Here is a 26,368-nt window from a genome sequence, read left to right as displayed (position 1 = left end):
AGCTTCGACCCCTGCCTCCCCTGCGGCGTCCACATGTACCTCGGCAACGGCAAAACCCTCACCACCACCCACACCCCCACCTACGGAGCCGAACACGGCTGAACCGCTCGCAACGCGCGAGCCGGTACGGCGACCGGGGGAGAGGCATCGGGGGAGACGAGGAGCAGACCATGGGCACGATCAGAGTCGGCAGGCGTGACGTGAAGCCCGACACCCCCGGGCACATCACCGGACTGCACCAGGGCAACTCCGGCCCGTACGAGCGGCAGACGGGGCACCACAGGGACGGCACCTCCGATGCCCGGCGGTCCACGGGCATCCACTGGAAGAAGCACGACGCGATCATGAAGGCCACGCCGAACATCTCGCCCGGATGACGGGCCGCGTCAGGGGCGGGACCGGGTCAGGGCAAAGGGACAGAAGGACAGAGCAGAGGGACAGAAGGAAAGAAGGACAGAAGGGAGGAACGGGGATGACAGCGAAACAGTTGCTGGCGGTGGAGGCCGCCCTGGTGGGCGGGCTGGTGCTCGCAGCGCTGATCAAGGAGATGCCGGGGCTCCTGCGCGAGATCAGGATCTGGCGGATGTCCGGCCGCGGCTCCGGCCACGCCCACTGAACGCCGGGTCGGTCGGCTGACTGCCTGCGGGCGCCCACCGCCCTTCCCGCACACGGACCACCGTGACGCCCGCGCCGGACAGAGGGAGCAGAGGGAGGCGGGCCGTGAACCCGGACGACGAGCGCCACTGGTTCGGGATTTTCTACTGCAATCGCGACGATCCCCGCGTGGTGGTCCCCAAGCGCTACGGGTGGGGCCGGACCCTGAACTACGGCCGTCCGACGGCCTGGGTCCTGACCTTCGGCGCACCCGCGGCCATCGGACTTCTCACCCACCTCGGCAGACACTGAGGGACACCCACCTCGGCAGTCACCGACGGGAGCGGCGGCCCGCAGGCCGCCGCTCCGGTTGTCGCAGGTCCGTCACCAGTAGTGACGGCGACCGGCGAGCGCGTGGCCCATCGATCCGAGGATCCACAGGATCGCGCCGATCACGGCGAGGATGATGCCGACGGTCCACAGGATCGAGATGCCGGTGACGAAGCCGACGACGAGCAGAATGACGCCGAGGACGAGCATGACCGCCTCCGTAACGAGGAGTGCTTCACCTCTGCGGGTACCCCGAAACGGCGGTGTATTGCCTGGTCCGGGGCACGGGTGCGCTCCGGACCGGACACGGGGGTGAGGGGAGCCCGCCGGCCTCCCGCGGGGCAGCTCAGCGGGGCCAGGTGGGCAGCAGGGTCCGCCGGTGCGTGGCGTTGATCACCGCGGCCGCCGAGGCGTACCAGGCCACCAGTCCCGACGCGATGCCGAACCAGCCGCCGATCTGGGTGACGACGTGCGGTGCCATGCCGCCCTGGAACTCGCCGATCGCCAGCAGGACGTAGGTGATGGCCAGCAGTACCAGCACCGCGAGGACGGCGAGGCTGGTGCGCAGCGCGGCCACCGCCATGTACGCGGTGAAGATGCCCCAGGCGAGCAGGAACAGACCCAGGGCGTTGTCCACGTCGCCGAAGGCCGCCACCCGCGGCACGAGCCACCAGTACGTCAACCAGAAGGCGCCGAGGGAACCGAACAGGGTCGCGCCGAAGGTGTTGCCGCGGCGGAACTCGAAGAGCCCCGCGATGAACTGGGCCAGTCCGCCGTAGAACGCGGCGAGCCCGAGCACCGGGAAGATCGCGGCGGGTTCCTTGAGCAGGTTGGTGTTGATGATGGACAGCAGGATGGTGGTCATCGCGAGCCCCGCCAGGCCCAGCGGGGCCGGATCCGCGTAGGCGACCGGCGTCGGGTCGGCCGGGCGGGCCTGTGCGCGGACGGAGTCGCTGGTGTCGTCAGTCATGACAGGAATCCCTTCGACCTGAGGCCGGCAGAGCCAGCCAGCCCGACGAGCGCAGGCACGGGACGTCCACGGGGCCGAACCCGCGGGCAGCGCCGGCGCTGCCCGAGTCTTCAGCTGTATCTGTTCACCACACGCGTACCCGTTTGTCCCAGGACCAGTCGCCGGACAGCGGGTGCCGGGGCGCCCGCGCGCCTGGCAGAATTCCGGAAACCCGCACGACGAGGACGGGCGTCGGGCGTCGCGTGGGTGGAACACCGTCACACGGTCGGCCCTGGGGGGGAACGCACCATGAGTACCGAGATCTACTTCAACAACAATCACCGCGACCTGTGTGAGCAGCACGGGACCGGCGCCGGTTTCCAGTTCGAGTTCTACTGCTCCCGCTGCTCGGACACCTGGCGCTCCCCGTTCGAGCCCTTCCGGGCGGGCCAGATGGCGGGCTGGCTGTCGCGGGGGGCGAACGCGGCCTGGTCGGTCATCGGCGGCGGCGCCGCCCGTGGCGTCTCCGACGCGGCCGACGGGCTGGCCGGAGCGAACTACGGAACCCAGCGGGACGCGGCGTTCACCCGCGCCATCGCCAACGCGCAGGGCCACTTCGACCGCTGCCCCCGCTGTACGGCCTACGTCTGCGGCCGCTGCTGGAACGCGGGCCTCGGGCTCTGCCTCACCTGCTCCCCGGACACCGCGGCGGAGGCCCAGGCGGCCCAGCAGCGGGGCCTGAACGACATGGCGGCCCAGCGCGCCTACGACGCCGGGCAGCAGCGCGGCCAGGACTACGACGTCTCCACGCCGCGCCAGTTGGTCTGCCCGCAGTGCCGCGCCGAGACCAGGGGCGCGACCTTCTGCCCCGCCTGCGGACACCGCCTCGCCCAGGCGGACAGTTGCTCCTCCTGCCGCCAGGACCTGCCGGACGGCGCGGCCTTCTGCCCGTCCTGCGGCACCCGAAGGTGACTACCGGGCCGCGGCCCCGGGACCGAGCGCACACGGTGACCGCGTACCGCACGCACGACGTGCGGTACGCGGTCCGCGAACGTGTCGCCGTCCACGGTGCCGCGGACACCCGTGTTGGAGGATGATCATCACTCAACCAGCCCGTCCTTCCAGCCCGGTCGGCCGGGACTGCCACCGCATGTGAAGGAGCAAGGGCAGCAGATGCCGGAGCAGCACGATCAGAACGCCGACATCGCATCGCGGTCCTTGCGCGGAGAGCTGGCACACCGCTGCCAGGCCGTCACCGAGGCCCGCTGGTTCGCCCTCGGCGTCTTCGCGGTGATCCTCGTCAACGCCGCCCTGCTGGGCGTGGAGACGTACTCAGGTCTGGCGGCACAGTGGCACCACTGGTTACGTCAGGCCGAACACGTCTGCCTGGCCGCCTTCACGGTGGAGATCCTCGTCCGCATGCTGGCCTACGCCGACCGCCCGCGGGAGTTCTGGAAGGACCCGTGGAACTCCTTCGACCTGGTCGTCGTCCTGTGCGCCTTCGTGCCCGTCGTACGGGAGAACGCCACGGTGCTGCGGCTGCTGCGGCTGGCGCGTGTGCTGCGCACCGCCCGCTTCCTGCCGCAGGTGCGCATCGTGCTGGTGGCGGTGGTCCGCAGTCTGCCCGGCACCATGAGCTTCCTCCTGGTCGGTGCCCTGCTGCTGTACGTGTACGCCATGGTCGGCTGGGTCTTCTTCGGCGGCCACGACCCCGAGCACTACGGCTCCATAGGCCGCGCCGTGCTGACCCTCTTCCTGCTGATGACCCTGGACGGCATCGGCGACGCGGTCCACGGCGGCCTGGAGGTGTCGCGCTGGAGCCTGGTCTACTACGCCTCCTACGTTCTGCTGGCCTCCTTCGTCCTGGTCAACGTCCTCATCGGCGTGGTCATCACGTCCCTGGAGGAGGCCCGGGAGATGGAGAGGGACGAGCCCGCCGAAGCGGCGGACGCCGGTGACCCTCCGGTCGTCCAACATCACCTCGCCGCCCGGATCGCGGCGGCTCGCAGGGCCCTCGACGAACTCGAACGAGACCTCGGGCAGGCGGCGCCGCCACGGGCCAGGCAGGCCGCACTCGTGGTCCCGGCGGTTGTGGCGCGCCCGGCGTCCAACCCGGCCCGGGCCAGGCGCAGGACGTCCCGGCGGCGCCGGTGAGACGGCCGCGCGGCTTGCTGTGATCGGTCGGTGACGGGGGCTGGGTGACGGGGGTGGGTGCCGGGGTGGGCCTTCTCACAATTCGGGTGGAAACGGGTTCGCAGTGACGGCGACCACTTCGCCTGGCGCACATTTTGTCTACCTTCGCCAGCAGTTCCCCCCGTTTGACGACCCCTTGCGGAGGCCTGCCCGACCATGTCCCATCCGCGTTCCCTGCCGCATTCGAAGACCCCGGCGACCTCGGCAAGGCGCCGGGGCAGCCGTGCCGGCGCCTGCGCCGGTGCCCTCCTGGCCTCGGTGACGACCCTCTTCTCCCTCGGCGCGCTGCACGCGGCACCCGCGGTCGCCGCGCCCGCCCCGGCGGAGCAGGCCCACAGGGCTGCGGCCGCCCCGGCGGCGCCGCAGCCGCAGAGCAAGGCGCGGGTGACGGCGGCGGTCCTCAACCTCGACGGTGCAAGCCGGAAGCCGCTGTTGTACGGCACGGACGCCCCGTACGACACCGCCAGCATCATCAAGGTCGACATTCTCGCGGCGCTGCTGCTTCAGGCCCAGGACGCGGGCCGGCATCTCACCGCCCACGAACGCGCCCTGGCCGAGCCGATGATCCGCAAGAGCGACAACGCGGCGGCGAACGCCCTGTGGCGCGAGATCGGCATGGCGCCGGGTCTCGAGGCGGCCAACAAGCGCCTGGGGCTGACCTCGACCAAGGGCGGTCCCGGTGCCAAGTGGGGGCTGACGCGGACGACGGCCAGTGACCAGGTCCGCCTGCTGCTGTCGGTGTTCGACAGCGCAGGGGCGTCGAAGACCGGCTCCCCGCTGAACAAGGAGTCCCGGACCTATATCCGGACGCTGATGAGCCGGATCGCGGGCGAGCAGGCATGGGGTGTCTCGGCGGCCTCCGGTGCCCAGTACGAGTTGAAGAACGGCTGGCTCCAGCGCACCACCTCCGGGCTCTGGGACGTCAACAGCGTCGGCCGGATCACGGTGCACGGACACCGCTACCTCGTCGCCGTGCTGTCCGACGGCAGCGCGTCGATGAGCGACGGCGTCTCCCTGGTGGAGCGAGCGGCCCGGCAGGCCGTGACCGCGGCCGCCGGGACCTGACGGTCACCGGCACCCGGGACCGCGCGGGTCCCGGGGCTGCCCACCAGGCACCCCGGTCCCTCGACGTTTATTTGCATCATTGCGCAACTGTATAGTCGTGCCGGGTATCACCGGGCCGGAGACGGGAGTCCGGCAGAACGCAATGGGGGGAACTGTCATGGGCAGTCGGGTCGGAGCAGCGAGTCGGGGCGGCGATCCGGCCAGCCGCAATCTGGAACTGGCGCTGCTGCTGGGCGCCGTGCTCATCTGCGGATTCGGCCACGCCGGCAGCTCCCTCGCCCTCACGGGCAGCCTGCCGCCCGATCTGGTGGTCCAGGTCGCCGTTCTGGCCCTGCCCCCGCTGCTGTGCCACTTGGCGGTGCGGCGGTTCGCCCCCCACGCCGACCCGCTGATCCTGCCCCTGGCCACCCTGCTCACCGGCCTGGGCATCGTTCTGATCCACCGCCTCGACATCGCCTACCAGGCCCGTTACGGCTCGCCCACGGCGGTCGGCGGGCAGATCATGTGGGTCGCCCTCGCGGTACTCGGATTCATCGCGGTCGTGGTCACGCTCAGGGACCACCGCCGGCTCCAGCGCTATCCCTACCTGGCCGTCACCGTGGGCCTGGTGCTGCTGATGGCCCCGGCCTTCTATCCCGGCGACGTCTACGGCGCCAAGCGGTGGATCTTCCTCGGGCCGCTGTCCTTCCAGCCCGGCGAGTTCGTGAAGATCGTGATCGTGCTCTTCTTCGCCGGGTACCTGACGCTCCGCAGGGATGCCCTGGCCCTGGCCGGACGACGCTTCATGGGCATGTACCTGCCCCGAGGGCGGCAACTCGGCCCGATCGCGGCCGTATGGGTCATCAGCCTGCTCGTCCTGGTCTTCGAACGGGACCTCGGCACCTCGCTCATCTTCTTCGGCGCCTTCGTGATCATGCTGTACGTCGCGACCGAGCGGACCAGCTGGGTGGTGTTCGGCGTCGGCTTGTTCGCCGTCGGAGCCTTCGTCGTGGGCTCCTTCGAACCGCACGTCCACGGCCGTGTGGTCGCCTGGCTGCACCCGATGGACATCTACCTCCCGCCGGAGCAGCGGCCTGCCGGTCTGATCTCCGACCAGGCGGCCCAGGCGCTGTTCAGCTTCGGTTCCGGCGGGATGCTCGGTTCCGGCCTCGGCCAGGGCCACCCCGAGCTCATCGGCTTCGCAGGGCGCAGCGACTTCATCCTCACCACGGTCGGCGAGGAACTCGGCCTGGCCGGAGTGATGGCCGTGATCCTGCTGTACGCGCTGCTCGCGGAGCGCGGCCTGCGCACGGCGATCACCGTGACAGACCCCTTCGGCAAGCTGCTGGCCGTCGGTCTGGCAACCACACTGGTGCTCCAGGTGTTCGTCGTCATCGGCGGTGTCACCGGGCTCATCCCGCTCACCGGAAAGGCCCTGCCGTTCCTGGCCCAGGGTGGCTCGGCGATGGTCGCCAACTGGCTGCTCGTCGCCCTCCTGCTCAAGGTCAGCGACACCGCCCGCCGCCCCGCGCCCGTCCCGGCGGCGGACCTGGACGCCGCCGAGACTCAGCTGGTCCGCCGGTGACCCGGGGCCCCATGAGAACCGCGGGCTGAGCGGCGCACCCGTACCACGGGGGGAGTACGGCGCCGGTGGCCGCGTACTCCCTGGCACGGACCCGGAGTGTGTACGGGCGCGCCCTGGTGGCCCGGCGGCGGAGGCCGGCCGCCGGGTCCGAGCCCTCGTTCAGTGTTCGAGGAGCTTCCTGGCCACACGTGCCGCAGCTTCGCACTCGGCCGCGGGTGGCGACAGCTCGCTCAGGGTGTCGAGGTCGGTGTCCTGCTGGAGCTCCGTCTCCCAGGCGGCGGCGAGGCTCTCCTGTTCCTCGCGTGACAGGCCCTGGACGTGCTCCCGGTGGTGCGGGTCGAGGGCCGCCAGGAATCGCTCGACGGTATCGATGGGCATGTCGCTCTCCTTGATCAGGGGGTGCCGGCCCGGTGGGGGCGCTGTCTCCAGCGTGAGCGGCGGGCGGGCCGCGCGGTCGGCGCCGTGGCCCACGCGCACCCGAACGGAGGAGGCCCGGCCGCGTACGCCGAGGCCGGTACACGGGGTTACTCCCCTCGTCGGACGCCGGCCGCGCCTCCGTCCGGCACCGTGTGGCGGGTGAGAACAAGCCGCCCCGCACGCCGTGCCTTCCTCGTGGTCCATGTGGTCGCCTCCGCCAGTTGGCTCGGCCTCTCCCTAGGACTGCTCGCCCTCGGGATCGCCGCTGTCACCACGCAGTCCGCGGTGACCGTGGAGACCTCGGTCCGCGCCATGAAACTCTTCGCCGACTGGCTCCTGCTCCCCGTCGCCTTCCTCACTGTGTTCAGCGGTCTGGTCCTGTCCCTGGGTACCCCGTGGGGGCTGGCACGGCACCGGTGGGTCTACACGAAGTTCTGGCTGACCCTGGCCACGACCGCCGCCACGCTCCTCGTGCTGCGCCCCGGGCTGAACTCGACGGTCCAGGACGTCGCCGCGGGCGAGCCGCTGCCCAGCTCCCGCGGAGTCCTGATGGGCCCGATCGTCTCCCTGACCGCATACGTCTTCATGACGGTGATCTCCGTGCTCAAGCCGTGGGGCCTGACCCGACGCGGCCGGTGGCACCGGGCGTCCCAGCGCGCGGCCCAGACCGCCCGCCGCCTGACCGAACCGGTCTGACCCGGTTGCGGACCGGGCTCGGCGGGATCACGTCTGCGCACCTGCCGCACCGGGTCGTTGACCGCCGTGCCGGGGCCCGCCACGATGCCCGCCATGACCCGCATACCGACCGCCGTCAGGGCCGTCCGCGTCATCCTCTTCCTCGTGGTCCCGGTCAGCGGCACGGTGGCCCTGCGGTTCGCGGTGGCCGGCGCCACGGTCAGGAGCGGTGCCTTCGGCGAGCTGGTCATGGGCCTTCTGTTCCTCGAAGCCCTTCCCTTCGCCGTGCTGGCCGTGATGGCGCTCGTCGTCGCGCTGAAGATCGCGAAGGGCGGCAACGGCGTCCGCGTCGGCGCGGTCGTCGCCGGCTGGCTGGTGATCACCGCCGGGGTCGTGGGCGCCCTGGCGCACCACGGGGCGTGGAGCGCCGGGGCCCCGCTGGGCGCCGTCCTGCTGTTCCTGGCCACGGGGCCCGACACGAGGGACTGGTTCGACACCCCGCGCCTGTGACGTTCCGCGCGGGCCCGCCGGCCGTGCCGGGACCGCGCCGACGGCGGCGTGCGGCGGGCACCCGGCCGGGGCCCGCCGCACACCGCCGCCTGCCGGGACTCAGTCCCGCCCGTACTGCTTGCCCAGCACGTCCAGCACCGCGCGTGCCATGGCCTCCTCGCCCCTGGCGTTGGGGTGGGCCGGGGCCGCGGGCGAGGCCGGCTGCAACGGCTCGATCCAGCGGTCCGCCGGGGCCTTGCACATGTCGTGGCCGACCGTGGGCCGGTAGGTGTCGACGTACTCCGCGTGGTTCCACGCGGCCACCAGGCGGAGCATCGTGTTCAGCCGTTTCTCGGTGTCCCGCAGATAGGGGAAGTCCTGCGAGGCGAACGGCACCGAGGGGAAGCAGCCGCTGCCGTCGTCGGGCAGCAGGTCCGGGTAGCCGACGACGAGCACCCGGGCGTGCGGCGCCCTGGCGTGCACGGCCCGCAGCACGCGGTCCACCTTCGGTGCCGTACGCGCGATGTCGAGCGTCAGCCGGTCGATGCCGGACGAGGCGTAGTGGCGCCGGCAGGGGTCCCCGGTCGGCTGCTGGGAGCCGAGTTGGGCGCAGGTGGCGATGATGGAGCCGAACCCGACGTCGTTGCCGCCGATCTGGACCGTCACCAGGTCCGTGTCCTTGCGCAGGGCGTTGAGCTGGGCGTCGTTGGAGCCCTGCGGCTTCCACATCTCCTCGGTCGTCGCCCCGCCGCAGCTCACGTCCGTGAACGAGGCGACCTTCCGCTCGGCCGCGACGATCGACGGGTAATTACGGTCCGAGCGTCCGCAGTTGTCGTCGACCTGCCGCGGGATTCCGGGACCCGAGGTGTAGGAGTCCCCGAGCGACACGTAGTGCGCGGCGCGGCCGGACCCCGCGCCGGACCCGGCGCCGTGCGCCGAGGCGGGCGCCGTGGAAGCGGCGACGAGGGCGCATCCGCCGAGCGCCGCCCCCACCGCGGCCGGCCACCGCCGGCGTCTCACCGGCGCCGCACCCGAATGTTCCTGATGGATCATCAGTTCTCCCCCCTGGGCCGGGACATCGCGCGCCGTCGGCACCGGGGCGCCGCCGTCGCACGTTCGACTGGGCTTGTATACCGCTCGGTAAGTCCCCGGGGCCAGGGGTGTGAAGCGGCGACGGTGTTCTCGCGGTGGCGGCCGGGAACGAGGGCTGTGCCGAGCGCGGCGGACGGCGTCACGCCGGAATGGACAGGGGAAGTTCGGCGGTGATCGTGGCGCCCTCGGGTGTGGTGCGGACGGTCAGGGTGCCGCCGATCTGCTCGACGCGCTCGTGCATGGACTGGATGCCGACCCCGGGGGTCCACGGCTCGGTGCAGCGGCCGGAGTCCGCGACCGTCACCCGCAGATGGGTGCTGCCGCGCAGGTCCAGGGTGAGCGTGGCGGCGGTGACGGCGGCGTGCCGGGCGATGTTGGTGACGGCCTCCACCGCCACCCGGTAGGCCGCGACCTCGACGGCCGCGGGCAGTTGCGGCAACTGCTCCGGGGCGTCGACCGTCACCGTGAGGGTACGGCCGTCGGCGACCCGCAGCGGGGCGGTGCGCTGGCGGATGGCCTCGACGAGGCCGAGTTCGTCGAGGGCGCGGGGCCGCAGCCCGTAGACGATCCGGCGGATCTCGGTGATCGTGTCGCCCACGTCGGCGCGCAGCGCGCGCAGCGTCTCGACCGCGTGCTCGGGGTCGGTGGCGATGAGGTTGACGACGGCGTCCGCCGTGTAGGCGATGCCGGTCAGGGTGGGGCCGAGACCGTCGTGCAGATCGCGGCGCATGCGCCGCCGCTCCTCCTCCAGTGCGGTCACCGTGCGGCCCCTGGACAGGCGCAGTTGCTCGCTGAGCCGGGCCGCGTGCAGGGCCTGTGCGAGCGGGGCCGCGACCAGGTCGACCACCGCGGCGGCCGCGCGGGGCAGCCGCAGATGTCCCGGCGGCAGACCGACCACGAGATCGCCCACCTTCTCACCGTCCGCGCGCAGCGCGGTGACCTGGACGTGGTCCGCGCCGACGGTGCCCGCGGTGGCGACCACGGCGTCCTCCTGGCGAAGTTCGATGCCGGGCACGCCGAGCGTGGTGCGCAGGGTGTGCAGCCACAGCGGGGGCGGAGCGCCGGCGGTCAGGTCCGTGCCGAGCCGGGTCAGCGTCTCCACCGGGTCGGCCGACCGGCCGAACAGCATCTCGTCCATCACCGCCTCGACATGACGCCGTACCGGCTGGTACCCGGCGGCGATCCCCGCCGCCAGCAGGGGCGGTACGCCCTTGCCCGGCAGGGCGCCCACCGCCAGCTCCCACACGGCGGCGATGCCCTCGTACACCGCGGCGCTCAACGCGAGCATGACGATGAGGACGGCGGCGCCGCGCATCACCACCCGGACGTCCACCGCGCGGGGCGCGACCAGCGCCACGGTGATGGCACCCGGCAGCAGCAGGGACGCCGCGCCGACCGCCGCCACGATGGTCGGGAAGCCCAGCGTGAGGGAGTTGTCCACCGCGAACAGCAGCATCCCGGCCAGCGTCGTCGCGGCGACGCCCAGCACCAGCCACAGCACGCGGCGCCGGTCGTCGCCGGAGGTGAGCTCGAACAGCACCCAGGTGCCGGCGCACATCGCGGTCCCGGAGGCCACCCCTGCCGCGATCAGCACCGGCTCGCCGCCCGTCACCGAGGCGGCCGCGCAGCCCGCCCCGCAGACGGCGATCGAAGCTTCCGCCCAGCGCAGCGTCCGCGACACCGGCCGCACCTCGACGACGCGGAGGGCGGCCAGCGGCAGGGTGACCGTGGAGGCCAGTACCACCGGGACGACGGCGAGGCCCGGGACACCGGCCGCGGCCAGGAGCGGTGCGCCGAGCAGCGCCGCAGCGGACAGGGCGAGCAGCCGGGAGGCGGCCGAGGCCCCGCGCCGGGCGGTGACCAGGGCGTACGACGCCGTCAGTCCGAGACCGACGATGACGGCCCACAGGAGCCACCGCTCGGACGGGGACGGCGGCGCCCACCACAGGGAGGCGACCGACGCACCGGCGATCGGCGTGAGGGCCGCACACCGCAGGGCGGTCCGCAGGCGCGCGGTCATGAGGCGGGGCCGGACGCGTGGTCGCCCAGTCCCCGCTCGCGGGCGAGCAGGATGGCCTCGGTCCGGCCGCTCACCCCCAGTTTGGCGAAGATGGCGGACAGGTGGTTCGCGACGGTCTTGACGGCCAGTTCCAGCTCGGCCGCGACACGGGCGTTGCCGTGGCCGCGTGCCACCCGGTCGAGGATCTCGCGTTCCCGGGCGGTCAGTTCGGGGAAGGGGTCGGCCGGCCGGGGCGGCGGCCCGACCTGGCCGAGCAGACGGGCCGCCACGCCCGGCGCGATGACGAACTGGCCGGTCGCCACGGACCGGATGGTGGTCAGGATCTCCTCCTGCTGGGCCCCCTTGAGGAGATAGCCGCGGGCCCCGGCACGCAGCGCCGACAGCACCGTCTCGTCGTCCTCGTACATGGTGACGACGAGCACGGCGACGTCGGGCAGCAGCGCGGTCAGCCGCCGGGTGGCCTCCACGCCGTCCATCGACGGCATCCGGATGTCCATCACCACCACATCGGGACGGCTCAACTGCGCCTCACGCAGCGCCTCTTCGCCCGTGGCAGCCTCCGCCACCACGTCCACCCCGGCCAGCGAGGTCAGCAGCGCGCTCATCCCGCGCCGCACTACGGGATGGTCGTCGGCGATGAGCACCCGGATGGGACGGGCCGCGGAGGTCATGTCCCGATGATGGCGGAGACCGGTTCCCGGCGGGGAGGCTCTTCTCCCGGGACGTACGGGAAATCCTCCCTGCCGCCGGGGACGGACCACCGATGCGCTCCCTACCGCCGCTGCCGCATGCTCACCGCACCGGGTCGCCGCACCGGCGCCCCCGACTCCCGGACACAGGAGCCCAGATGAGCCAGACCAGCCGCACGGAAACCGTCCTCGGCCTCACCCGCAAGAACAAGGTGGGCCTCGTCCTCGCGGGCCTCCTGGGTCTGCTCGACATGACCAACTTCTTCACGCTCCCGGAACCCGACTCGGACACCCAGGGCCCGCCGATGGCCGTCGCCATCGCCGACGGCGTGCTCGGTGTGATCACGGTGCTCGCGGTCGTCTACACCTGGCGCACGCTCAACCGGACCGGCTCCCGCGTCGTGGCGGCCTCCCGGATCCTGTCGGTGGTCTCGGCCCTCCCGGCGTTCTTCGTCAGCGGCGTCCCGGCCGCGGTGGTCGCCCTGGTCGCCGTGTTCACGATCCTCAGCGTCGTCGTCATCGCCCTCGTCCTGACCCGCCCGGCCCCGGAGGCCGGAACCGCCTGACCGGCTCCGGGAGCACGGCGTGCCGCTCGGGCGTCGGGGACGCATCCGCCACCGCAGGGGAGCGGCGGATGCGTCCCCGTGCGTCGTCCCGTCCCGGTCCGGCCTGCCCTCGTCCTGGCCGGCCTGCCGTCGTCACGGACGCCTAAAACGCCGTACGCGCCCGACGCCAGGGGGGCGTCGGGCGCGTACGGACGGAGGTGTGGTCAGCGCTGGGCCACCGCCCGGCCCTGGTTGAGCTGTGCGGTGAGGAGATGGGCGTCGAGCAGCGCGACGTCGGCGGTGCGGTCGGCCCGCGCGTACCCGGCGAGCATGCGCTTGGTGAGGGTGAGGGCTTCCGGCGCGCGCCGGACGAGGGGTCTGATCCAGGCGTCGACGGCCGCGTCCAGCTCCTCCACGGGCGCGACCTTGTGCAGGAGACCGAGCCGGTGGGCGGTGGCCGCGTCGAACGGTTCGCAGGTGAGCATGAGTTCGCGGATCCTGGCGGACCCGCCCTCGGCGACCAGGCGGCCCATGGCACCTCCCCAGGCGGGGGGCAGACCGAGGGCGATCTCCGGCATACGGAAGCGGCAGGTGTCCGCCCCCGCGCGCAGGTCGCAGAAGGAGGCGAGCGCCAAGCCGGCGCCCACGACCCTGCCGTGGAGTCTGGCGATGGTCACCGCGTGCGAGTTCTCCAGGGCGTCGCACACGCGGTAGGCCTTGTCCACGATGCGGCGCATGGCGCCGCCGGTCGGGTCTTCCGCCAGTGCCGCCTGGAACTCGTCGCGGTCGGCGCCGAGGCAGAAGTCGTCGCCCTCCGCCGACAGCAGCAGCACCCGGATGTCGGGCCGTTCATGGAGGCTGTTGAGCAGGGAGACGAGGTCGTCGAGAGCCGCGACCGTCAGCGAGCTGTCCTGCGCCGACGGGTTGAGCCGGACCCGGAGGACGGGTCCGTCCTGCTCGACGCGTATCGCCTTGTAAGGGAAGTTGTCGAGGGTATTGGTCATTTCGATCATATGAGAGCGACATCCAGGTTCAGCGGGCGCCGGAAGGCCACGCGCGGCGCCCACGTCGGACGGCGCACGAGGGTGAGCCGCGGGAAGCGCCTGACCAGGTGGTGCAGGAGGGTCTGGGCCTCCAGCCGGGCCAGGGGCGCGCCGAGGCAGTAGTGAATGCCGCCGCTGAAGGCCAGGTGGGCCGGTTTGCGGTGCAGGTTGAACAGCTCGGGGTCCTCGTGCTTGGCGGGGTCGCGGTTGGCCGCTCCCACCATGAGGTGGACCATCTCGTCCTTGCGCACCTCGACGCCGCCCAGCTCGGTGTCCCTGGAGGAGACACGGCTGATCACATGGGTGGGCGGGTCGTAGCGCAACGACTCCTCCACGGCGGCCGGCACGAGGTCGGGGTGGATGGTGAGACGGTCCCACTGCCGGGGGTGTTCGAGGAGCAGCAGGGTCATGGTCGACAACAGGGTGGACGTCGTCTCCAGGGCGGCCAGCAGCACGAACAGGGCCAGGAAGTAGACGGCCTCGTCCGCCTTGTCCTGGTCGCTCTCCATGGCGTCCCAGAGGGTGATCCAGCGCGATACGGGGTCGTCGCCCGGGTGGGCTCGCCGCTCGCGCACCAACTCCAGGAAGTAGGTGCGCAGCTCGGCCGTGGCCGCGTCGGACAGCGCCAGTTGACTGGCCGAGGGCAGCAACTCCTGGGTGAAGACCTGGTCGTGGGTCAGCTCGCGCAGTCGGGGGAAGTCGGCGCTCGGCAGGCCCAGCCAGTGCCCGATGGTGGCGACCGGCAGCTCCTCGCTGACCAGGGCGTTGAAATCGGCCTCCCCGTCGCGTAGTTGAACGGCGAGGGAGTCCATCAGCCGGCCCGTGATATGGCCGACCGTGCCACGGATCTCCTCCAGGGAGGTGCGGTCGAACATGCCGGCCGACCGGCGCACCCACGTGTGTTCGGGGGGATTGAGGGCGGGCAGCGTCCTGCTCATCTCACGAGAGGAGGGGGCGGTCCACCGGGTGCCGTCCCCCTGCTGTTCTCGCCAGCGGGAGTCGGGCTCCAGCCACTCGCGGTTGCGCAGGATCTGATCGCACAGATCGAAGCGCGTGACGAGATGACCTCCCCAGGGCGCTGCGATGACTCCGCCCCTCGACCGAAGCTCCGCGTAGATCGGAAAGGGGTTGGCCTGGCCCTTCGCTGTCCGTAGACGAGAGAAGAGCGAGACCGCAAAACGTCTGTCGGGGGGCGGAGTTACCGCTGTCTCCACGACGGCTCCTTTCTAGGTATCAGCCGCCATGCATACCCCAACGGTGGCTTAAACATACGAGATGACTATGCGCGTTGGGGTTGCCTTCGTCACTCCCCTCGGGTCCATGCCAGGAAGCGGCTGAACATGCCCGCCTTGGGCTTGGCCGCGGACGTCGCCGCAGGCCTGGGCGCCGCGGAGGCGGCCATCGGGGCGCTGGGGGCGGCCGCCTGCTGCGCCTGCGAGGGCGTCGGCGCCACGACCCGGGGCGTGAACCGGACCGGGAGCGTCACCAGCGAACGGCTCCACGGAGCCGGAACCCAGCTCAAGTCCTTGAACGGCACGCGCACTTCGACGTCGGGCAGCCGGTTGAGGAGCGACTCGACGGCGGTGACGGCGATCATGAACGCGGGGTCCTTGGCCGGACAGGCGTGCGGGCCGGCCCCGAAGGCCAGATGCGCCTTCGCGCTGAGCTGCTCACGGTGCTCGGCCAGCCGGGGATCGGTGTTGGCCGCCGCGAAGGAGATGAGGACCGGGTCGTTGGCCCTGAGCGTCCTGCCGCCCAACTCCACGTCATGGGTCGGGTAGTGGGCCGCGTAGTTGGCGATCGGCGCGTAGTTCCACAGGACCTGGGTGACTGCGTCCTCGATCGGCAGGCCGGCCTGCCACCCCTCGTCGAGGATCAGCGCGCTGCTCGTGCCGATGGCCGCCGCCAGGGGAGCGGTGCCCCCGGAGAGCAGGGTCACCAGCTGGTGCAGCACCTCCTCGTCGGTCAGCCCCGCCACGTGCTCCATCAGACGGGTGGTCAGGTCCTGTCCGGGACGGCGCCGCTTGAGGGCGATCAGCTCCCCGAGCGCCTCGCCCAGCACCTGGTCGGCGTTGGGGGTGCCGTCGAAGATGCCGCTGATGCCGACGATGACGCGGTCGCCGATCTCCGGCGGGCAGCCGAACAGATCGCTGAAGACCAGCAGCGGCAGCGGCTGGGCGTAGTCGGCCATCAACTCGGCCTGGCCCATGCGGTCGGTGCTGAACCGGCTGATCAGGTAGTCGGCGGACTGCTGGGTCTGCCGCACCAGTTGAAGCTCGTTGACGCTGGCCAGACTGTCCGTGACCGCCTGGCGCAGCCGGGCGTGCGCCGCGCCGTCACTGAACAGCGCGTTGGGCCGGTACCCCAGCATCGGCAGCGCCGGGCTGTCCTCGGGGACACGTCCCTGGTTCAGCGCGTTCCAGCGCCGGGAGTCCCGGACGAACGAGGCGGGGTTCTGGAGGATGTACAGAGCGGCGTCGTAGCTGGTGACCAGCTCGACCTGGACGTCAGGGGCGACATCGACCGGCGCGCTGGGGCCGAGGGTGCGCAGGTACTCGTAGTGGCTGTCGGGATCGGAGCCGAACTGGGGGCCGTAGACCGGGACGTTGGCGTGGGCGGGGCAGCCGGGAGGTGGCCCCTGTATGCCGGGACGCTGCTGCATGGGCGGGTGGCTCCTAAGAAATGAGGGACAGGAGGTGGTGCACGAGGGTGATGAGGGCCTGCGCCGCCGAGTTCTGGTCCCGTACGTCACAGGCGACGACGGGGGTCTCCGCGGACAGGTTCAGGGCCTCGCGCACCTCCGTGAGCGGGTAGTTGGTGGTGCCTTCGAAGCGGTTGACGCCGATGGCGTAGGTCAGGCCGAAGCGCTCGACCAGGTCGAGGACCGGGAAGGACTCGGAGAGCCGCTCTGGGTCGACCAGCACCAGGGCGCCGAGCGCGCCCCGGGACAGCTCTTCCCACATCTCTTTGAACCGTTCCTGACCAGGCGTTCCGAAGAGGTAGAGCACCACCTCGTCGCTGATGGTCAGGCGGCCGAAGTCCATGGCGACCGTCGTGGTCGTCTTGTCCGGAGTTCCCGACAGGTCGTCAAATCCCACACTCGCTTCGGTGATCTCCTCTTCGGTCCGCAAAGGCTCGATCTCGGAGATACTTCCGATGCACGTGGTCTTCCCGACTCCGAAGTGGCCCACCACAAGGATCTTGACCGCGGTGGAGACGGCTGAATCCAGGTACACGTATCACGCTCCGAATCGGGCTTTGAGGCCATCGAGTACCGCGCTGAGGATTTCTCGATCGACACGTTCGGCGCGGGGGACGGGCTTCCTCGTGATGACGAGGCCGCCCTCTTCCAACTCCGCCAGAAGAATCCGGACGATCCCCAGCGGCAGGTGCGTATGGCCGGCCACTTCGGCGACGGACAGAAAGCCGTCCGTGACCATGTCCAGAACCTGGCCCGCCTCCGGGGAAAGCATGAGGCCGGCGGCGGAGGCACCGTCCTCCGCGGACACCAGCGTCGTGCGCTCGTAGGCGTGGTCCGGGGGCAGGGAACGCCCGTTCGTGACCACGAACAGTGGCACTAATGCCGACGTCAGCTCGAGATCGGGCTCGTCGTTCACTTGCTGCTCACCGCCCCCTGTGGTGACAGATGCGCGCTCAGCCGGGGCACCACCTGGTGCAGCCGGGTCGTGAACTCCTCGATGTCGGCGTCGTGGTCGGCCGCCGCGGCCAGGAAGGCGCGGTGACCGGCCGAGATCAGGAAGATCCAGCCGTGCTGGAACTCGATGACCGTCTGCCGCCACCGGGCGTGCTCGTGCACACCGGCGAACTGCGAGGTGGCGCGGCTGTAGGCGTGGATGCCCGTCATCGCCGCCGAGATCGTGTCCGCCAGGTCCTGGCTCATTCCCGTGGTGGCACCGCGGGGCAGACCGTCGGCGCCCAGCAGCACCGCGTGGCGGGCGCCGCGCACCTGGCTGACCGCCTCGTCGAGGTCGGCGATCGGGACACCGGTTCCCCGCCTGGCGCCCAGCTGGCCCCCGGCACGGTCGGAACGCTCGGCCGCGGCCTCCGCGTTGACCCTGGGGGGCGAGGTGAGGTTGTTGCCGAGCCGGGCGACGAGCCGGTGCATGCGGAAGGAGATCTGCTGCATGTCGACGTCGGGCGCCGCGGCCGCGGCGAGGTAGGCACCCTGCCCCGCCCCGATCAGGAAGATCCAGCCGTGGGAGAACTCGATGATCGTCTGGTTCCACTGCCGGTCCTCGCCGGGACCGGCGAAGTGGGAGGTCGCCCGGCTCAGTGCCTGCATCCCCGCCATGGCGGCGGATATGGTGCGCACGTCCTTCTCCGACATGCCGTCGGTCGCGCCGCGGGGGAGACCGTCTGCGGACAGCAGAACAGCGTGCCGCGCCTTCGGCACGTTGCTCACGATGTCCTCGAGCATCCACGACAGGTCGTTGGTCATGCGTTATCGGACCCTTCGAACGGAGCCGCGGAGAGGTTCCGGCCCGAGAGCGTGCCGCGCTGGAAGGCTCCCAGGCTTCGGCCGGCGCGGCCGGCCTCGTCCGGCGGCGCGACGGGCTGTGCCGAGTCGTCGCGGTCGGGCATGCTGTCGGGAACGGCGTCGGGAACACTGGCGATGGGCACCTGGCGCGCCCCTCGCTTGGGCAGACCGTGCGCGGTGCGCGGACCGGACTCGGACCGGCCCGTCGCGCTGCGGATCGGGCTGACCTGGGAGACCTCGGACGGCGCGGTCTCCTCCTCGGTCCACAGCTCCTCCGGCAGCAGCACGACCGCCCGGACGCCGCCGTAGCGGGAGACGCCGGTGACGTCCACCCGGAACCCGTACTGCTGGGCGAGCAGGCCGATGACGGGGAAACCGAACTTCGGCTGGTTGCCCAGCTGGGACAGTCGGGGGCGGAGCTCGCCGGACAGCAGGGTGGACGCCTTCTGCCGGTCCTCGTCGTTCATGCCGACACCGGCGTCGTCGATGACGATGCACAGGTTCTTCTGCACCCGCTGGAAGGTCACCTCGATCGGCGAACCCTGCTGGGAGAAACTGGCGGCGTTGTCGAGGAGTTCCGCGACGGCGAGAGCGACCGGGGAAACGGCGGACGCCTTCAGCGCGAAACCGGTCTGCTGCATGATTTCGACGCGGCGGAAGTTGCGAATCTGTCCCTGCGCGCTGCGCACCACGTCATAAACACTGGCGGGCTTACTGCGGCGGCCCAGCGGCGCACCGCACATCACCGCAATACCCTGAGCCTTTCGCGCCATTTGCGCATTGGCGTGGTTCACTTCCAGCAGATCCGCCAGTACGGCGTGGCCGCCGTACTTCCGCTGAACTTCCTCAAGGAGTGCCAACTGCTCGGCCGCAAGGCTCTGCAGGAAGCGTGCCGAGCCCTTGAGGACGGCCTTGGTGCTCTCCTCGGCCCCCTCTTCGGCTTCTTGGATGGTCTGGTCGTGCTCGGCCTTGTGACGCTGCAATTCATGCCACACGGTGGCAAGTTGCCCCTCGGCCTCGCTCAGCTTCTGTGTGTAGGCAGCCTCGGCCTGGCTCTTTTTCGTCGTGATGGCATTATTTCGACGATAGAGCACCAGGGTCGCTGCGACGGCGAGTACCACCGCGGCAACCAGGCACCAAACAAGTGCGTCTCGAATCATGGAAACCTTTCCTGGCGTTTAGCCTGCAGCCGATGGTGGGTGGCGCCTCGTGGGAGTCCGCGGCACAACCGCTCAGAGCGACCCGACCGCTGTTGCGTTGAGAACAGGCCGACCTCAATGCAGTGCCCGAGCCGAGTGGACCAAGGTCACAGACGCGGGGATGCTATCACTGACTTAGGACACCCTCCGCAACTCCGCGAGAGCAAGTGCCCGACGTCGTTCGCCACTTGGCCGCGTCCTGATATGCGCTGTGTTGCCTTCCCGCAGCCGGGACGTTAACCGTTATGTGTTCGCTACATAAGGCGGATTGCGGGATATCTGCGATTTATACGGTCAAGTCCCCACGCTCAGCGTGGATCTGACGGTCCGTCGCGGGCCCGGCGCACCACACGCTCACAACCCCGCAACGCTTTTTTCACAGACGAGGCTGCCCGCGCCCGCGGGTCATTACGCAGGGACGCCTCTCGGGTGTTCAACGGTTCCCGTCGTGCGACGCGGGCGCGGACACGGCGAGTTGAGAGCCCATGATCACCACCGGGTAGAATGCGGACGGAAACGGGCGGAGCCGTTCCACGTCTACCGGACGAGGCTCGCCGGATACAGGTGCTCCTCGGCCGGCGTGACGACCGAGGCGCGGGATCCGCCCCGCAGTCCACGGCGGCTCACGTGTCGCGGCGGACACCATCCGGCTCGCATACGGGACTTCGGGCGTCATCCGCCCGCACCTGTCCGGGCTGTCGCCTCCTGCTCGGCCGCGGTGCCGCTCACCGCGGCCGGTCTGTCGTGGCCGGGGTCAGTGGCACCGACTGTCCGCGCGGGCACCGGCGTTGGCGGTCACGTGCGGCTGCCGCATGGGTGTCGCGAGGGGTACCCGGCCGCGATCCATCGGCGCACCACGGCCCGCGGCAGGTGCCCGTCGGCCGCGATGACGTCCTCGGGTATGCCGGAGGACCAGGCGGCCAGCGCCGCCCTGTGCAGGGCGGCGGCGCGGACGCCGAGGCCGGCCCGGTACGCGGCCGCGGAGCCGCGGGCGAGCTTCGGGGCGTCCTCGGCCAGTTGCCGGGCCGCCCGGCGAACGGCGCGGCGGGCGCGCAGCACGTCGAGGTCGCTCATGCCGCCACCGCCTTCCGCTCCATGCCGAAGGGCGCGTCGTCCGGATGCCGGCACAGGCCCCGGACACCGCACTCCAGGGCCGGCCGTGCGACGAGCTGCAACAGCCCGCGCGCAGGATCCCCGGCCAGGGAGACGGCGGCGCGCACCGCCGTGGTCTCACCGTCGTCACGCCGCGGCCGAAGCCCGGTCGCGGCCCCTTTGCCGCCGGTGCCGCGGACGCCGCCGCCCTCACGCGGGATGCCTCCGCCGCCGAGGATGCCGATGCCGGAGACGAGGCAGGAGGCGACCCGGGTGGGGCCGCCGGAGTCGCAGTCGGGGTCGGCCACAAGCCGGAGAGCGAAGTCGAATGTGGTCGGGTTCGCCATGGAACCTCCCCTCGCCCCGCACGAGCGGGGCAGGACGAGGGCACGGCAGCCGTCGGCGGCGCGGGGCCGCGGGCTACCGGATGCCCGAGGAGCTGGGGGACACGGGAACGCGGGGCCGGGGACGGCCCGGACTACTACTGGAGTCCATGTCTCTCACCTCCTCGATGCCGGCGGCGAACCTCCACCATACTTGCACAGCAGCGCAACTACATACCCGGACGGTCCCGTCAGTCGACCGGCCACGTATGGCCCGGTGCGTTGAGGTGCATGTAGTCGACGTACTGCTGCGTCATGCGCCGCAGCGCCTCGTGCCGGCCGCAGTGGGTGGTGGCGTCGATGTGGTGGAACATCTCCTTCTGCCAGATCGCCCCGTTGCGGCCGGTGACGCACCGCTGCTCGATGATGCCGAGCAGCGGCTCGCGCCAGGCGTCGTCCATGCCGGACTGCTCCAGCCCCCGGTGGGCCAGCGGCAGCAGCCGCCGCAGCACGAGTTCGGGCACCGGCACCTCACCCATCCCGGGCCAGTACAGCCGTGCCTCCATGCCGTGCCGCGCCGCCGTGTGCAGGTTCTCCTCGGCGGCGGAGAAGGACATCCGCGACCACACGGGCCGGTCCTCCTCCACCAGGGCGCGGGTGAGCCCGTAGTAGAAGGCGCCGTTGGCGAGCGTGTCGGCGACGGTCGGTCCGGCGGGCAGTACCCGGTTCTCCACCCGCACGTGCGGCTTGTCGTGGTCGATGGCGTAGACGGGGCGGTTCCAGCGGTAGATGGTGCCGTTGTGCAGGGTGAGCTCGGCCAGCTCCGGGATGTCGCCGCGGTCCAGCGTCTCCTGGGGGTCCTGCTCGTCGCACAGCGGCAGCAGCGCCGGGAAGTAGCGCAGGTTCTCCTCGAAGAGGTCGAAGACGCTGTTGATCCACCGCTCGCCGAACCACACCCGGGGCCGTACCCCCTGCACCTTGATCTCCTCCGGGCGGGTGTCGGTGGCCTGCTCGAACAGCGGGATACGGGTCTCGTGCCACAGTTCCTTGCCGAACAGGAACGGCGAATTGGCCGCCAGCGCGACCTGGACCCCGGCGATCGCCTGCGCCGCGTTCCAGTAGCCGGCGAACTCCTCCGGGGAGACCTGAAGGTGGAACTGAGTACTGGTGCACGCGGCCTCGGGAGTGATCGTGTCGGCGTAGGTCCGCAGCCGGTCCACGCCGTCCACCTCGATGTGCAGGTCCTCGCCCCGGGCCGCGAAGACCTGGTCGTTGAGCAGCCGGTAGCGCGGATTCTCCGACAGCGCAGCCTCGCCGACGTCCTCCTGTCGCAGTGTGGGCAGGATGCCGATCATGATCAGATGCGCGCCGACCGAACCGGCACGATCCTCCGCGTGGTTCAGCGCGGCGCGGATCTCGGACTCCCAGTCGTCCGGGCCGCCCTCGGTCAGCTGGCGGGGAGGGATGTTGATCTCGAGGTTGAACCGGCCGAGCTCCGTCGCCCAGGCGGGATCCGCGATCGCCTCCAGCACGTCGCTGTTGCGCATCGCGGGCTCCGCCCCGTCGTCGCCCAGGTTCAGCTCGATCTCCAGCCCCACCTGGGGCCGCTCGGACTCGAACCGTGACTCGCGCAGCATCTGCGCGAACGCGTCGAGGCACTTCTGCATCTTGATCCGGTACCGGCGGCGGTCCTCGCGGGTGAAGACCAGCGCCGGGACGTCACGTCCCATCGGCCCTCCCGGAACCCCCTCCTCGGACACCTCACCTCCCCAGCGTCGCACCACCGGGCGACCCTGACCAGGCGAGGGCGGGAGGGCCCGAGCTCCGCACGGGGCGCGGGCCCGTTGCGGCCGCTCCGGGCGGTCACCGCGACCGGGCGAGCCGCTCCACCCGGGCGTGGACGTGTTCCACGTGGTGCTCGGCCTCCGGCTTCATCAGGACGCTGCGCAGGACGCGGGCGCCGTCGGCGTCCGCCGTGACCTTCGGGTGGCGGGCCGTGAACGCCTCGCGGCCGGCCCTCAGCGTGCTCAGGTACACGGGGTCGGGGCCGGTCATGCCGTCGTCGAGGATGCGCGCGGAGGCGGTGTCGACGGCGCTCAGCGTGGCCGGCTCCACGGCCGGGAAGTAGGTGACGATGTCCAGCTCGGGCCGCTGGTACAGCTCCAGGACCTCGGACTCGTCGATCAGGTCCGTCCACCTCAGCGCGGCCCGGCGGCCGGCCGACAGGACGCCGCCCAGACCGTCGGGCGTGGGCGGGAGAAGCCGGAACGTGAGCCACAGGGCGGCCGCCGAGGCGCCGGCGCGCGAGCACTCCAGGCTGATCTCGCCGAGGTGCAGTTCGGCGGAGGTGAAGTAGGTGTACGGGGAGTCGTGCAGGTAGAAGCGTCCCACCTCCGGGTCGCGGAAGAGGACGGCGCCGCAGCCGTAGGGCTGGAGTCCGTGCTTGTGCGGGTCGACGACGACCGAGTCGCACCCGGCGATCGCCCGCCACGGCTCGGGCGGCAGCCCCGCGTCACCGCCGGCGCCTGCGAGCAGGGTGAAGAAGCCGCCGTACGCGGCGTCGACGTGGACGCGGACGCCGTAGCGCCGCGCGAGGGGTACGGCGTCGTGGATCGGGTCGACGGCCCCGAGCCCGGTGGTGCCCGCGGTGACGACCACCGTGCCCACCCGGCCCGTCCGCAGCAGGTCCTCCAGCGCACCGAGGTCCATACGGCCCCGGTCGTCGGTCGGGACGGCGTGGCCCTCCATGCCCAGGACGCGGCACATGCGGCCGTGGGTGTAGTGGGCGTCCTCGCTGTAGGCGACGCCCCGCCCGGGGTGGAGTTCCCGGGCGACGTAGAGGGCTTCGAGGTTGGCGATCGTGCCGCTGGTGGTGAGGTGGCCGAGATGGGTGTCGTAGCCGAACATCGCGGCGAGCTGTGCGACGGCCTCCCGTTCCATGCGGGCGGTGGCCGGACCGCCGTCCAGGGCGTGGTTGTTGGGGTTGATCAGCATGGCGGTGAGGTAGCCGGCCACGGCCGCGGGGTGCGGGGGCTTGAGCATCTGGCCCACGTAGGACGGGTGGAAGAAGGGGTAGTTGTCCTTCAGCCGGCCGGTGAACTCCTCGAAGGCGGCGGCGAACCGGTCGTCGTCGACCTGGAGCGACGGGTGCGGCTGGTAGGGGGCGAAGGTGTCGGCCCACTCCTGTATCGCCTGGGTGGCTCGGCCGAGCCAGTGCTGCAGGTCCACTGCTCTCCCTCTCTTCGGCTCTCGTGCGGACCCGGCCACCATAGAACTTCGTTGACTGCTCAGCAATTGATTGCTCAGTAATTGAGGTGTCGGTAGGTGAGTCAGCAGTAAACTGGCCGGGACAGGACCGCGCGGGGCCGAAGTGGGAGAGGACATCAGGCAGGTGGAGGACATGACCCGGCAGGACGACGAGGCCGCCCGTGCCGCGAACAGTCCGCTCGTGCACGACTTCGGGCTGCTGATCAAGGCCGCCACTCGCCTGGAACAGCGGATCGACACCGCTCTGCGCCATGAGTGCGGGATCGGCCACACGATGTTCGAGGTCCTCATACGGCTCTGCCGGCAGCCGGACGAGGAGGTCTCGCAGCGTGTGCTCGCCACCGACCTCACCCTCACCAGCAGCGGCATCACCCGCCTGGTGGACCGCATGGAGGAGGCCGGCCTGGTCCGGCGCGTGCCGTCCCCCGGGGACCGCAGAAGTGTTCTGGTGGAGCCGACCGAGCAGGGCCGTGCTGTCTTCCTCCGGGCCGCGGCCGTGCACGCGGACGTCGTCGAGCGCTACTTCGTCACGCCGGTGGCAGGTGACGACTACGCCCGGCTGACCGGCTCGCTGCGGGAGATCCACCAGGCCCTGCGCGATGGCACCGACTGAGAGGTCCCGTCCCGAATCCATCGGGTGTCGGTCTTGCCGCGCCACCGTCGGACCTTACGGCCTTTCGAGCTTTCGGCCTTTCGAGCCTTCGAGCGTTCGGCCTTACGGCCGCCGGAGCCGGCGGACGGCGCTCTCCGGTGGGCGCTCGCGCAGCGCGCCGTAGGCGAGGAAGTACGCGGGCAGCCGCTGGACCAGCCGGGATCCGGTGAGCAGGCCGGCGGTGCGCCGGGCCCGGTCGGCGCTGCCGAGGGGTTGCCGCCCCCGCAGGACGGGCGCGATGACCCCGGCGTGGGCCGCCCGTTGCAGTGCCTGCGTCACGACGGTGGTGGGACGGCGGCGGCGCTGTACGGCGCGTACGTCGCGCAGGCCCACGGTCCCTCGGCGCAGCGGCCCGACCAGGTGCCGGGCGGCGGCGACGGCGTCCTCCACGGCGAGGTTGATGCCGATGCCGAAGACCGGGGACATCGCGTGCGCGGCGTCGCCGATGCACAGCAGCCCCGGGCGGTGCCAGCGGCGCAGCCGGTCCAGCCGCACGTCCAGGAGCTTGACCTCGTCCCAGGAGCGCAGGGCGTGCGTGCGGTCCGCGGCCCAGGGCACGGCGGCGGCGAAGTCGGCCAGGAAGCGGTCGAGGCCGGCGGCGCGGCGCTCGGCGTCGGTGCCCTTGGGGATGAGCGCGGCGCACTGCCAGTACGACCCGCGGTCGATCATCGCGGTCAGGAAGCGGTCACCCGCGCCGCCGACCAGTCCGCTCGGGTCGCCCTCGTGCCGCGGCAGCCGGAACCACCAGGCGTCCATCGGGCAGTCGAAGCGGCGCAGCCCCAGTTCCGGCCGCGAGCGGGCCAGTGAGCCGCGGCCGTCGCAGGCGACCGTGAGAGCCGCGCGCAGTTCACCGGTGCGGCCGTCGGAGGTGCGGTAGCGCACCCCGGTGACCCGTCCGCGCTCGATCAGGAAGGAGGTCGCCTCGGTGTTCATGCGCACGTCGAAGGACGGCTCGCGCCGGGCCTCGTCCACGAGGAGGTCGAGCAGGTCCCACTGGGGCACCATCGCGACGTAGTTGTACGGGCCGGGAAGCGCCGTGAGGTCCGCGACCGTCACCATCGACCGGCCGGGCCCGGCGGGCAGTTGGATGGTGCGCACCCGGCGCTGGGGCAGCCGCGCGAAGCGCTCGGCAAGGCCCAGCTCGTCCAGCAACGCCAAGGTCGAGGGATGCACGGTGTCACCGCGGAAGTCCCGCAGGAAGTCGCCGTGCTGTTCCAGCACGGTCACGGGGACGCCCGACCGGGCCAGCAGCAGGGCGAACACCATGCCCGCGGGACCGCCCCCCACCACACAGCACGTAGTCCGCTCCATCACGGCCCCGCCTCTCAGAAGAGCAGTAATTCATCGGATGATGAAAATTATACCCCCCGAGGGGTGGGTACACCCCCCTGAGCGGCCCGGAGGCCGGTCCGCGGCGTGGGCCAGTGCCGATCAGTGTCGGTCGGCGCCGGTCAGTGCGCTGGTCAGCGCTAATCAGCGCTGGTCGGTGCTGGGCAGAGGGAGACGCTGACGCTCGCCTGGCGTTACTGGCCCCACGGTGCCGATACCTGTTCGCCGGTGGCGGCGACCTGGCCCAGCAGGTCCGAGTCGCTGACCGCCGTGGGGTCGACGACGTATCAACTCTTACGGCGCATCAAGGGAGTTGGTCGCACCGATGGCCCATCTGCGCAGG

29 protein-coding genes are annotated in these 26,368 nt (G+C 71.3%); 11 read left to right on the top strand and 18 right to left on the bottom strand.

The genetic code is table 11. The features are described 5' to 3' along the window. Positions 1–170: 170 nt before the first annotated feature. The 3 genes from ACIQFZ_RS10920 (at position 171) to ACIQFZ_RS10910 (ending at position 906) form a co-directional block, all read left to right on the top strand. A complete protein-coding gene (locus ACIQFZ_RS10920) occupies positions 171–377 on the top strand; it encodes a hypothetical protein (protein ID WP_402691082.1) in 207 nt (68 codons plus the stop codon). 95 nt (positions 378–472) lie between these two features. After that, a complete protein-coding gene (locus ACIQFZ_RS10915) occupies positions 473–616 on the top strand; it encodes a hypothetical protein (RefSeq protein WP_361427329.1) in 144 nt (47 codons plus the stop codon). Between the two features lie 104 nt (positions 617–720). Continuing rightward, the gene (locus ACIQFZ_RS10910; protein WP_365424783.1) at positions 721–906 is read left to right on the top strand and encodes a DUF5808 domain-containing protein; all 186 of its coding nucleotides are present in this window, start codon (positions 721–723) and stop codon (positions 904–906) included. A 72-nt stretch (positions 907–978) separates the two neighbouring features. Here ACIQFZ_RS10910 and ACIQFZ_RS10905 read toward each other — a convergent pair whose 3' ends face one another. Both ACIQFZ_RS10905 and ACIQFZ_RS10900 read right to left on the bottom strand, forming a co-directional pair. Continuing rightward, positions 979–1,134, bottom strand: coding sequence for a DUF6131 family protein (locus ACIQFZ_RS10905; RefSeq protein WP_402691081.1), 156 nt, complete (start codon positions 1,132–1,134; stop codon positions 979–981). A 136-nt stretch (positions 1,135–1,270) separates the two neighbouring features. After that, complete coding sequence (locus ACIQFZ_RS10900) at positions 1,271–1,894, bottom strand: acetate uptake transporter (RefSeq protein ID WP_365424787.1); 624 nt, start codon at positions 1,892–1,894, stop codon at positions 1,271–1,273. A gap of 288 nt (positions 1,895–2,182) precedes the next feature. Between ACIQFZ_RS10900 and ACIQFZ_RS10895 the strand changes: the two genes are divergently transcribed. From ACIQFZ_RS10895 to ACIQFZ_RS10880, 4 genes are all read left to right on the top strand, one after another. Continuing rightward, positions 2,183–2,845, top strand: a complete 663-nt coding sequence (locus tag ACIQFZ_RS10895; protein ID WP_402691080.1) for a zinc ribbon domain-containing protein — start codon at positions 2,183–2,185, stop codon at positions 2,843–2,845. A 201-nt stretch (positions 2,846–3,046) separates the two neighbouring features. Beyond that, positions 3,047–4,027: an ion transporter gene (locus ACIQFZ_RS10890; protein WP_365424791.1), complete on the top strand. Its 981-nt coding sequence runs from the start codon at positions 3,047–3,049 to the stop codon at positions 4,025–4,027. 195 nt (positions 4,028–4,222) lie between these two features. After that, complete coding sequence (locus ACIQFZ_RS10885; protein ID WP_365775036.1) at positions 4,223–5,131, top strand: serine hydrolase; 909 nt, start codon at positions 4,223–4,225, stop codon at positions 5,129–5,131. A 157-nt stretch (positions 5,132–5,288) separates the two neighbouring features. Beyond that, positions 5,289–6,695, top strand: coding sequence for an FtsW/RodA/SpoVE family cell cycle protein (locus ACIQFZ_RS10880; RefSeq protein WP_365435717.1), 1,407 nt, complete (start codon positions 5,289–5,291; stop codon positions 6,693–6,695). 159 nt (positions 6,696–6,854) lie between these two features. On the opposite strand, the gene ACIQFZ_RS10875 is transcribed toward ACIQFZ_RS10880, so the two are convergent. Further along, the gene (locus ACIQFZ_RS10875) at positions 6,855–7,073 is read right to left on the bottom strand and encodes a hypothetical protein (protein ID WP_141367217.1); all 219 of its coding nucleotides are present in this window, start codon (positions 7,071–7,073) and stop codon (positions 6,855–6,857) included. A 198-nt stretch (positions 7,074–7,271) separates the two neighbouring features. Here ACIQFZ_RS10875 and ACIQFZ_RS10870 point away from each other — a divergent pair, with 198 nt between their 5' ends. Further along, positions 7,272–7,808, top strand: a complete 537-nt coding sequence (locus tag ACIQFZ_RS10870) for a DUF2269 domain-containing protein (protein WP_402691079.1) — start codon at positions 7,272–7,274, stop codon at positions 7,806–7,808. Between the two features lie 93 nt (positions 7,809–7,901). After that, positions 7,902–8,297 (top strand): hypothetical protein, encoded by a 396-nt coding sequence (locus ACIQFZ_RS10865; RefSeq protein ID WP_383063729.1) that lies wholly within the window; start codon positions 7,902–7,904, stop codon positions 8,295–8,297. A 99-nt stretch (positions 8,298–8,396) separates the two neighbouring features. Here ACIQFZ_RS10865 and ACIQFZ_RS10860 read toward each other — a convergent pair whose 3' ends face one another. The 3 genes from ACIQFZ_RS10860 to ACIQFZ_RS10850 form a co-directional block, all read right to left on the bottom strand. Beyond that, positions 8,397–9,329: an SGNH/GDSL hydrolase family protein gene (locus ACIQFZ_RS10860; protein WP_402691078.1), complete on the bottom strand. Its 933-nt coding sequence runs from the start codon at positions 9,327–9,329 to the stop codon at positions 8,397–8,399. A 178-nt stretch (positions 9,330–9,507) separates the two neighbouring features. Next, positions 9,508–11,388, bottom strand: coding sequence for a sensor histidine kinase (locus tag ACIQFZ_RS10855; protein WP_402691077.1), 1,881 nt, complete (start codon positions 11,386–11,388; stop codon positions 9,508–9,510). Next, positions 11,385–12,059 (bottom strand): response regulator transcription factor, encoded by a 675-nt coding sequence (locus ACIQFZ_RS10850; protein ID WP_365435191.1) that lies wholly within the window; start codon positions 12,057–12,059, stop codon positions 11,385–11,387. Before ACIQFZ_RS10850 ends, ACIQFZ_RS10855 begins: the two co-directional genes overlap by 4 nt. Positions 12,060–12,235: 176 nt before the next feature. Here ACIQFZ_RS10850 and ACIQFZ_RS10845 point away from each other — a divergent pair, with 176 nt between their 5' ends. Then, positions 12,236–12,643: a hypothetical protein gene (locus ACIQFZ_RS10845; protein WP_365435193.1), complete on the top strand. Its 408-nt coding sequence runs from the start codon at positions 12,236–12,238 to the stop codon at positions 12,641–12,643. Between the two features lie 203 nt (positions 12,644–12,846). Here the strand turns inward: ACIQFZ_RS10845 and ACIQFZ_RS10840 are convergent, their stop codons facing one another. The 11 genes from ACIQFZ_RS10840 to ACIQFZ_RS10790 all read right to left on the bottom strand — a co-directional run bounded on the left by ACIQFZ_RS10840 (position 12,847) and on the right by ACIQFZ_RS10790 (position 24,005). Beyond that, entirely contained in the window at positions 12,847–13,626 is a 780-nt protein-coding gene (locus ACIQFZ_RS10840) for an enoyl-CoA hydratase/isomerase family protein (RefSeq protein WP_376651440.1), read from the bottom strand. Positions 13,627–13,631: 5 nt separating this feature from the next. Next, positions 13,632–14,879 (bottom strand): cytochrome P450, encoded by a 1,248-nt coding sequence (locus ACIQFZ_RS10835; protein WP_365432294.1) that lies wholly within the window; start codon positions 14,877–14,879, stop codon positions 13,632–13,634. Positions 14,880–14,968: 89 nt separating this feature from the next. Beyond that, positions 14,969–16,327: a cytochrome P450 gene (locus ACIQFZ_RS10830; RefSeq protein WP_383058394.1), complete on the bottom strand. Its 1,359-nt coding sequence runs from the start codon at positions 16,325–16,327 to the stop codon at positions 14,969–14,971. A gap of 13 nt (positions 16,328–16,340) precedes the next feature. Further along, positions 16,341–16,901, bottom strand: coding sequence for an ATP/GTP-binding protein (locus ACIQFZ_RS10825; RefSeq protein ID WP_361419790.1), 561 nt, complete (start codon positions 16,899–16,901; stop codon positions 16,341–16,343). A 3-nt stretch (positions 16,902–16,904) separates the two neighbouring features. Then, positions 16,905–17,282 carry a DUF742 domain-containing protein gene (locus ACIQFZ_RS10820; protein WP_365432301.1) on the bottom strand — a complete coding sequence of 126 codons (378 nt, stop codon included), beginning with the start codon at positions 17,280–17,282 and terminating at the stop codon, positions 16,905–16,907. Next, the gene (locus ACIQFZ_RS10815) at positions 17,279–18,124 is read right to left on the bottom strand and encodes a roadblock/LC7 domain-containing protein (RefSeq protein WP_365432304.1); all 846 of its coding nucleotides are present in this window, start codon (positions 18,122–18,124) and stop codon (positions 17,279–17,281) included. The genes ACIQFZ_RS10820 and ACIQFZ_RS10815 overlap by 4 nt, the downstream gene beginning before the upstream one ends. Then, positions 18,121–19,323 (bottom strand): ATP-binding protein, encoded by a 1,203-nt coding sequence (locus ACIQFZ_RS10810; protein ID WP_365432307.1) that lies wholly within the window; start codon positions 19,321–19,323, stop codon positions 18,121–18,123. Before ACIQFZ_RS10810 ends, ACIQFZ_RS10815 begins: the two co-directional genes overlap by 4 nt. A gap of 834 nt (positions 19,324–20,157) precedes the next feature. Next, the gene (locus tag ACIQFZ_RS10805) at positions 20,158–20,436 is read right to left on the bottom strand and encodes a hypothetical protein (RefSeq protein ID WP_365775045.1); all 279 of its coding nucleotides are present in this window, start codon (positions 20,434–20,436) and stop codon (positions 20,158–20,160) included. Beyond that, positions 20,433–20,801 (bottom strand): hypothetical protein, encoded by a 369-nt coding sequence (locus ACIQFZ_RS10800; RefSeq protein ID WP_402691076.1) that lies wholly within the window; start codon positions 20,799–20,801, stop codon positions 20,433–20,435. Before ACIQFZ_RS10800 ends, ACIQFZ_RS10805 begins: the two co-directional genes overlap by 4 nt. Before the next feature lie 227 nt (positions 20,802–21,028). Further along, positions 21,029–22,507: a glutamate-cysteine ligase family protein gene (locus tag ACIQFZ_RS10795; RefSeq protein ID WP_402691075.1), complete on the bottom strand. Its 1,479-nt coding sequence runs from the start codon at positions 22,505–22,507 to the stop codon at positions 21,029–21,031. Between the two features lie 133 nt (positions 22,508–22,640). Then, positions 22,641–24,005: an aminotransferase class V-fold PLP-dependent enzyme gene (locus ACIQFZ_RS10790; protein WP_365775049.1), complete on the bottom strand. Its 1,365-nt coding sequence runs from the start codon at positions 24,003–24,005 to the stop codon at positions 22,641–22,643. Positions 24,006–24,177: 172 nt separating this feature from the next. On the opposite strand from ACIQFZ_RS10790, the gene ACIQFZ_RS10785 reads away from it, so the two are divergent. Continuing rightward, positions 24,178–24,657: a MarR family transcriptional regulator gene (locus tag ACIQFZ_RS10785; protein WP_365775052.1), complete on the top strand. Its 480-nt coding sequence runs from the start codon at positions 24,178–24,180 to the stop codon at positions 24,655–24,657. Positions 24,658–24,759: 102 nt separating this feature from the next. Here the strand turns inward: ACIQFZ_RS10785 and ACIQFZ_RS10780 are convergent, their stop codons facing one another. Further along, entirely contained in the window at positions 24,760–26,007 is a 1,248-nt protein-coding gene (locus ACIQFZ_RS10780; RefSeq protein WP_365775054.1) for an FAD-dependent oxidoreductase, read from the bottom strand. Positions 26,008–26,368 lie beyond the last annotated feature (361 nt).

This window comes from Streptomyces sp. NPDC093064, assembly GCF_044754605.1.
Taxonomy (GTDB): Bacteria; Actinomycetota; Actinomycetes; order Streptomycetales; family Streptomycetaceae; genus Streptomyces.
The sequence above is the reverse complement of the archived record's forward strand: the minus strand, read 5'-3'. Positions and strand labels throughout refer to the sequence as shown.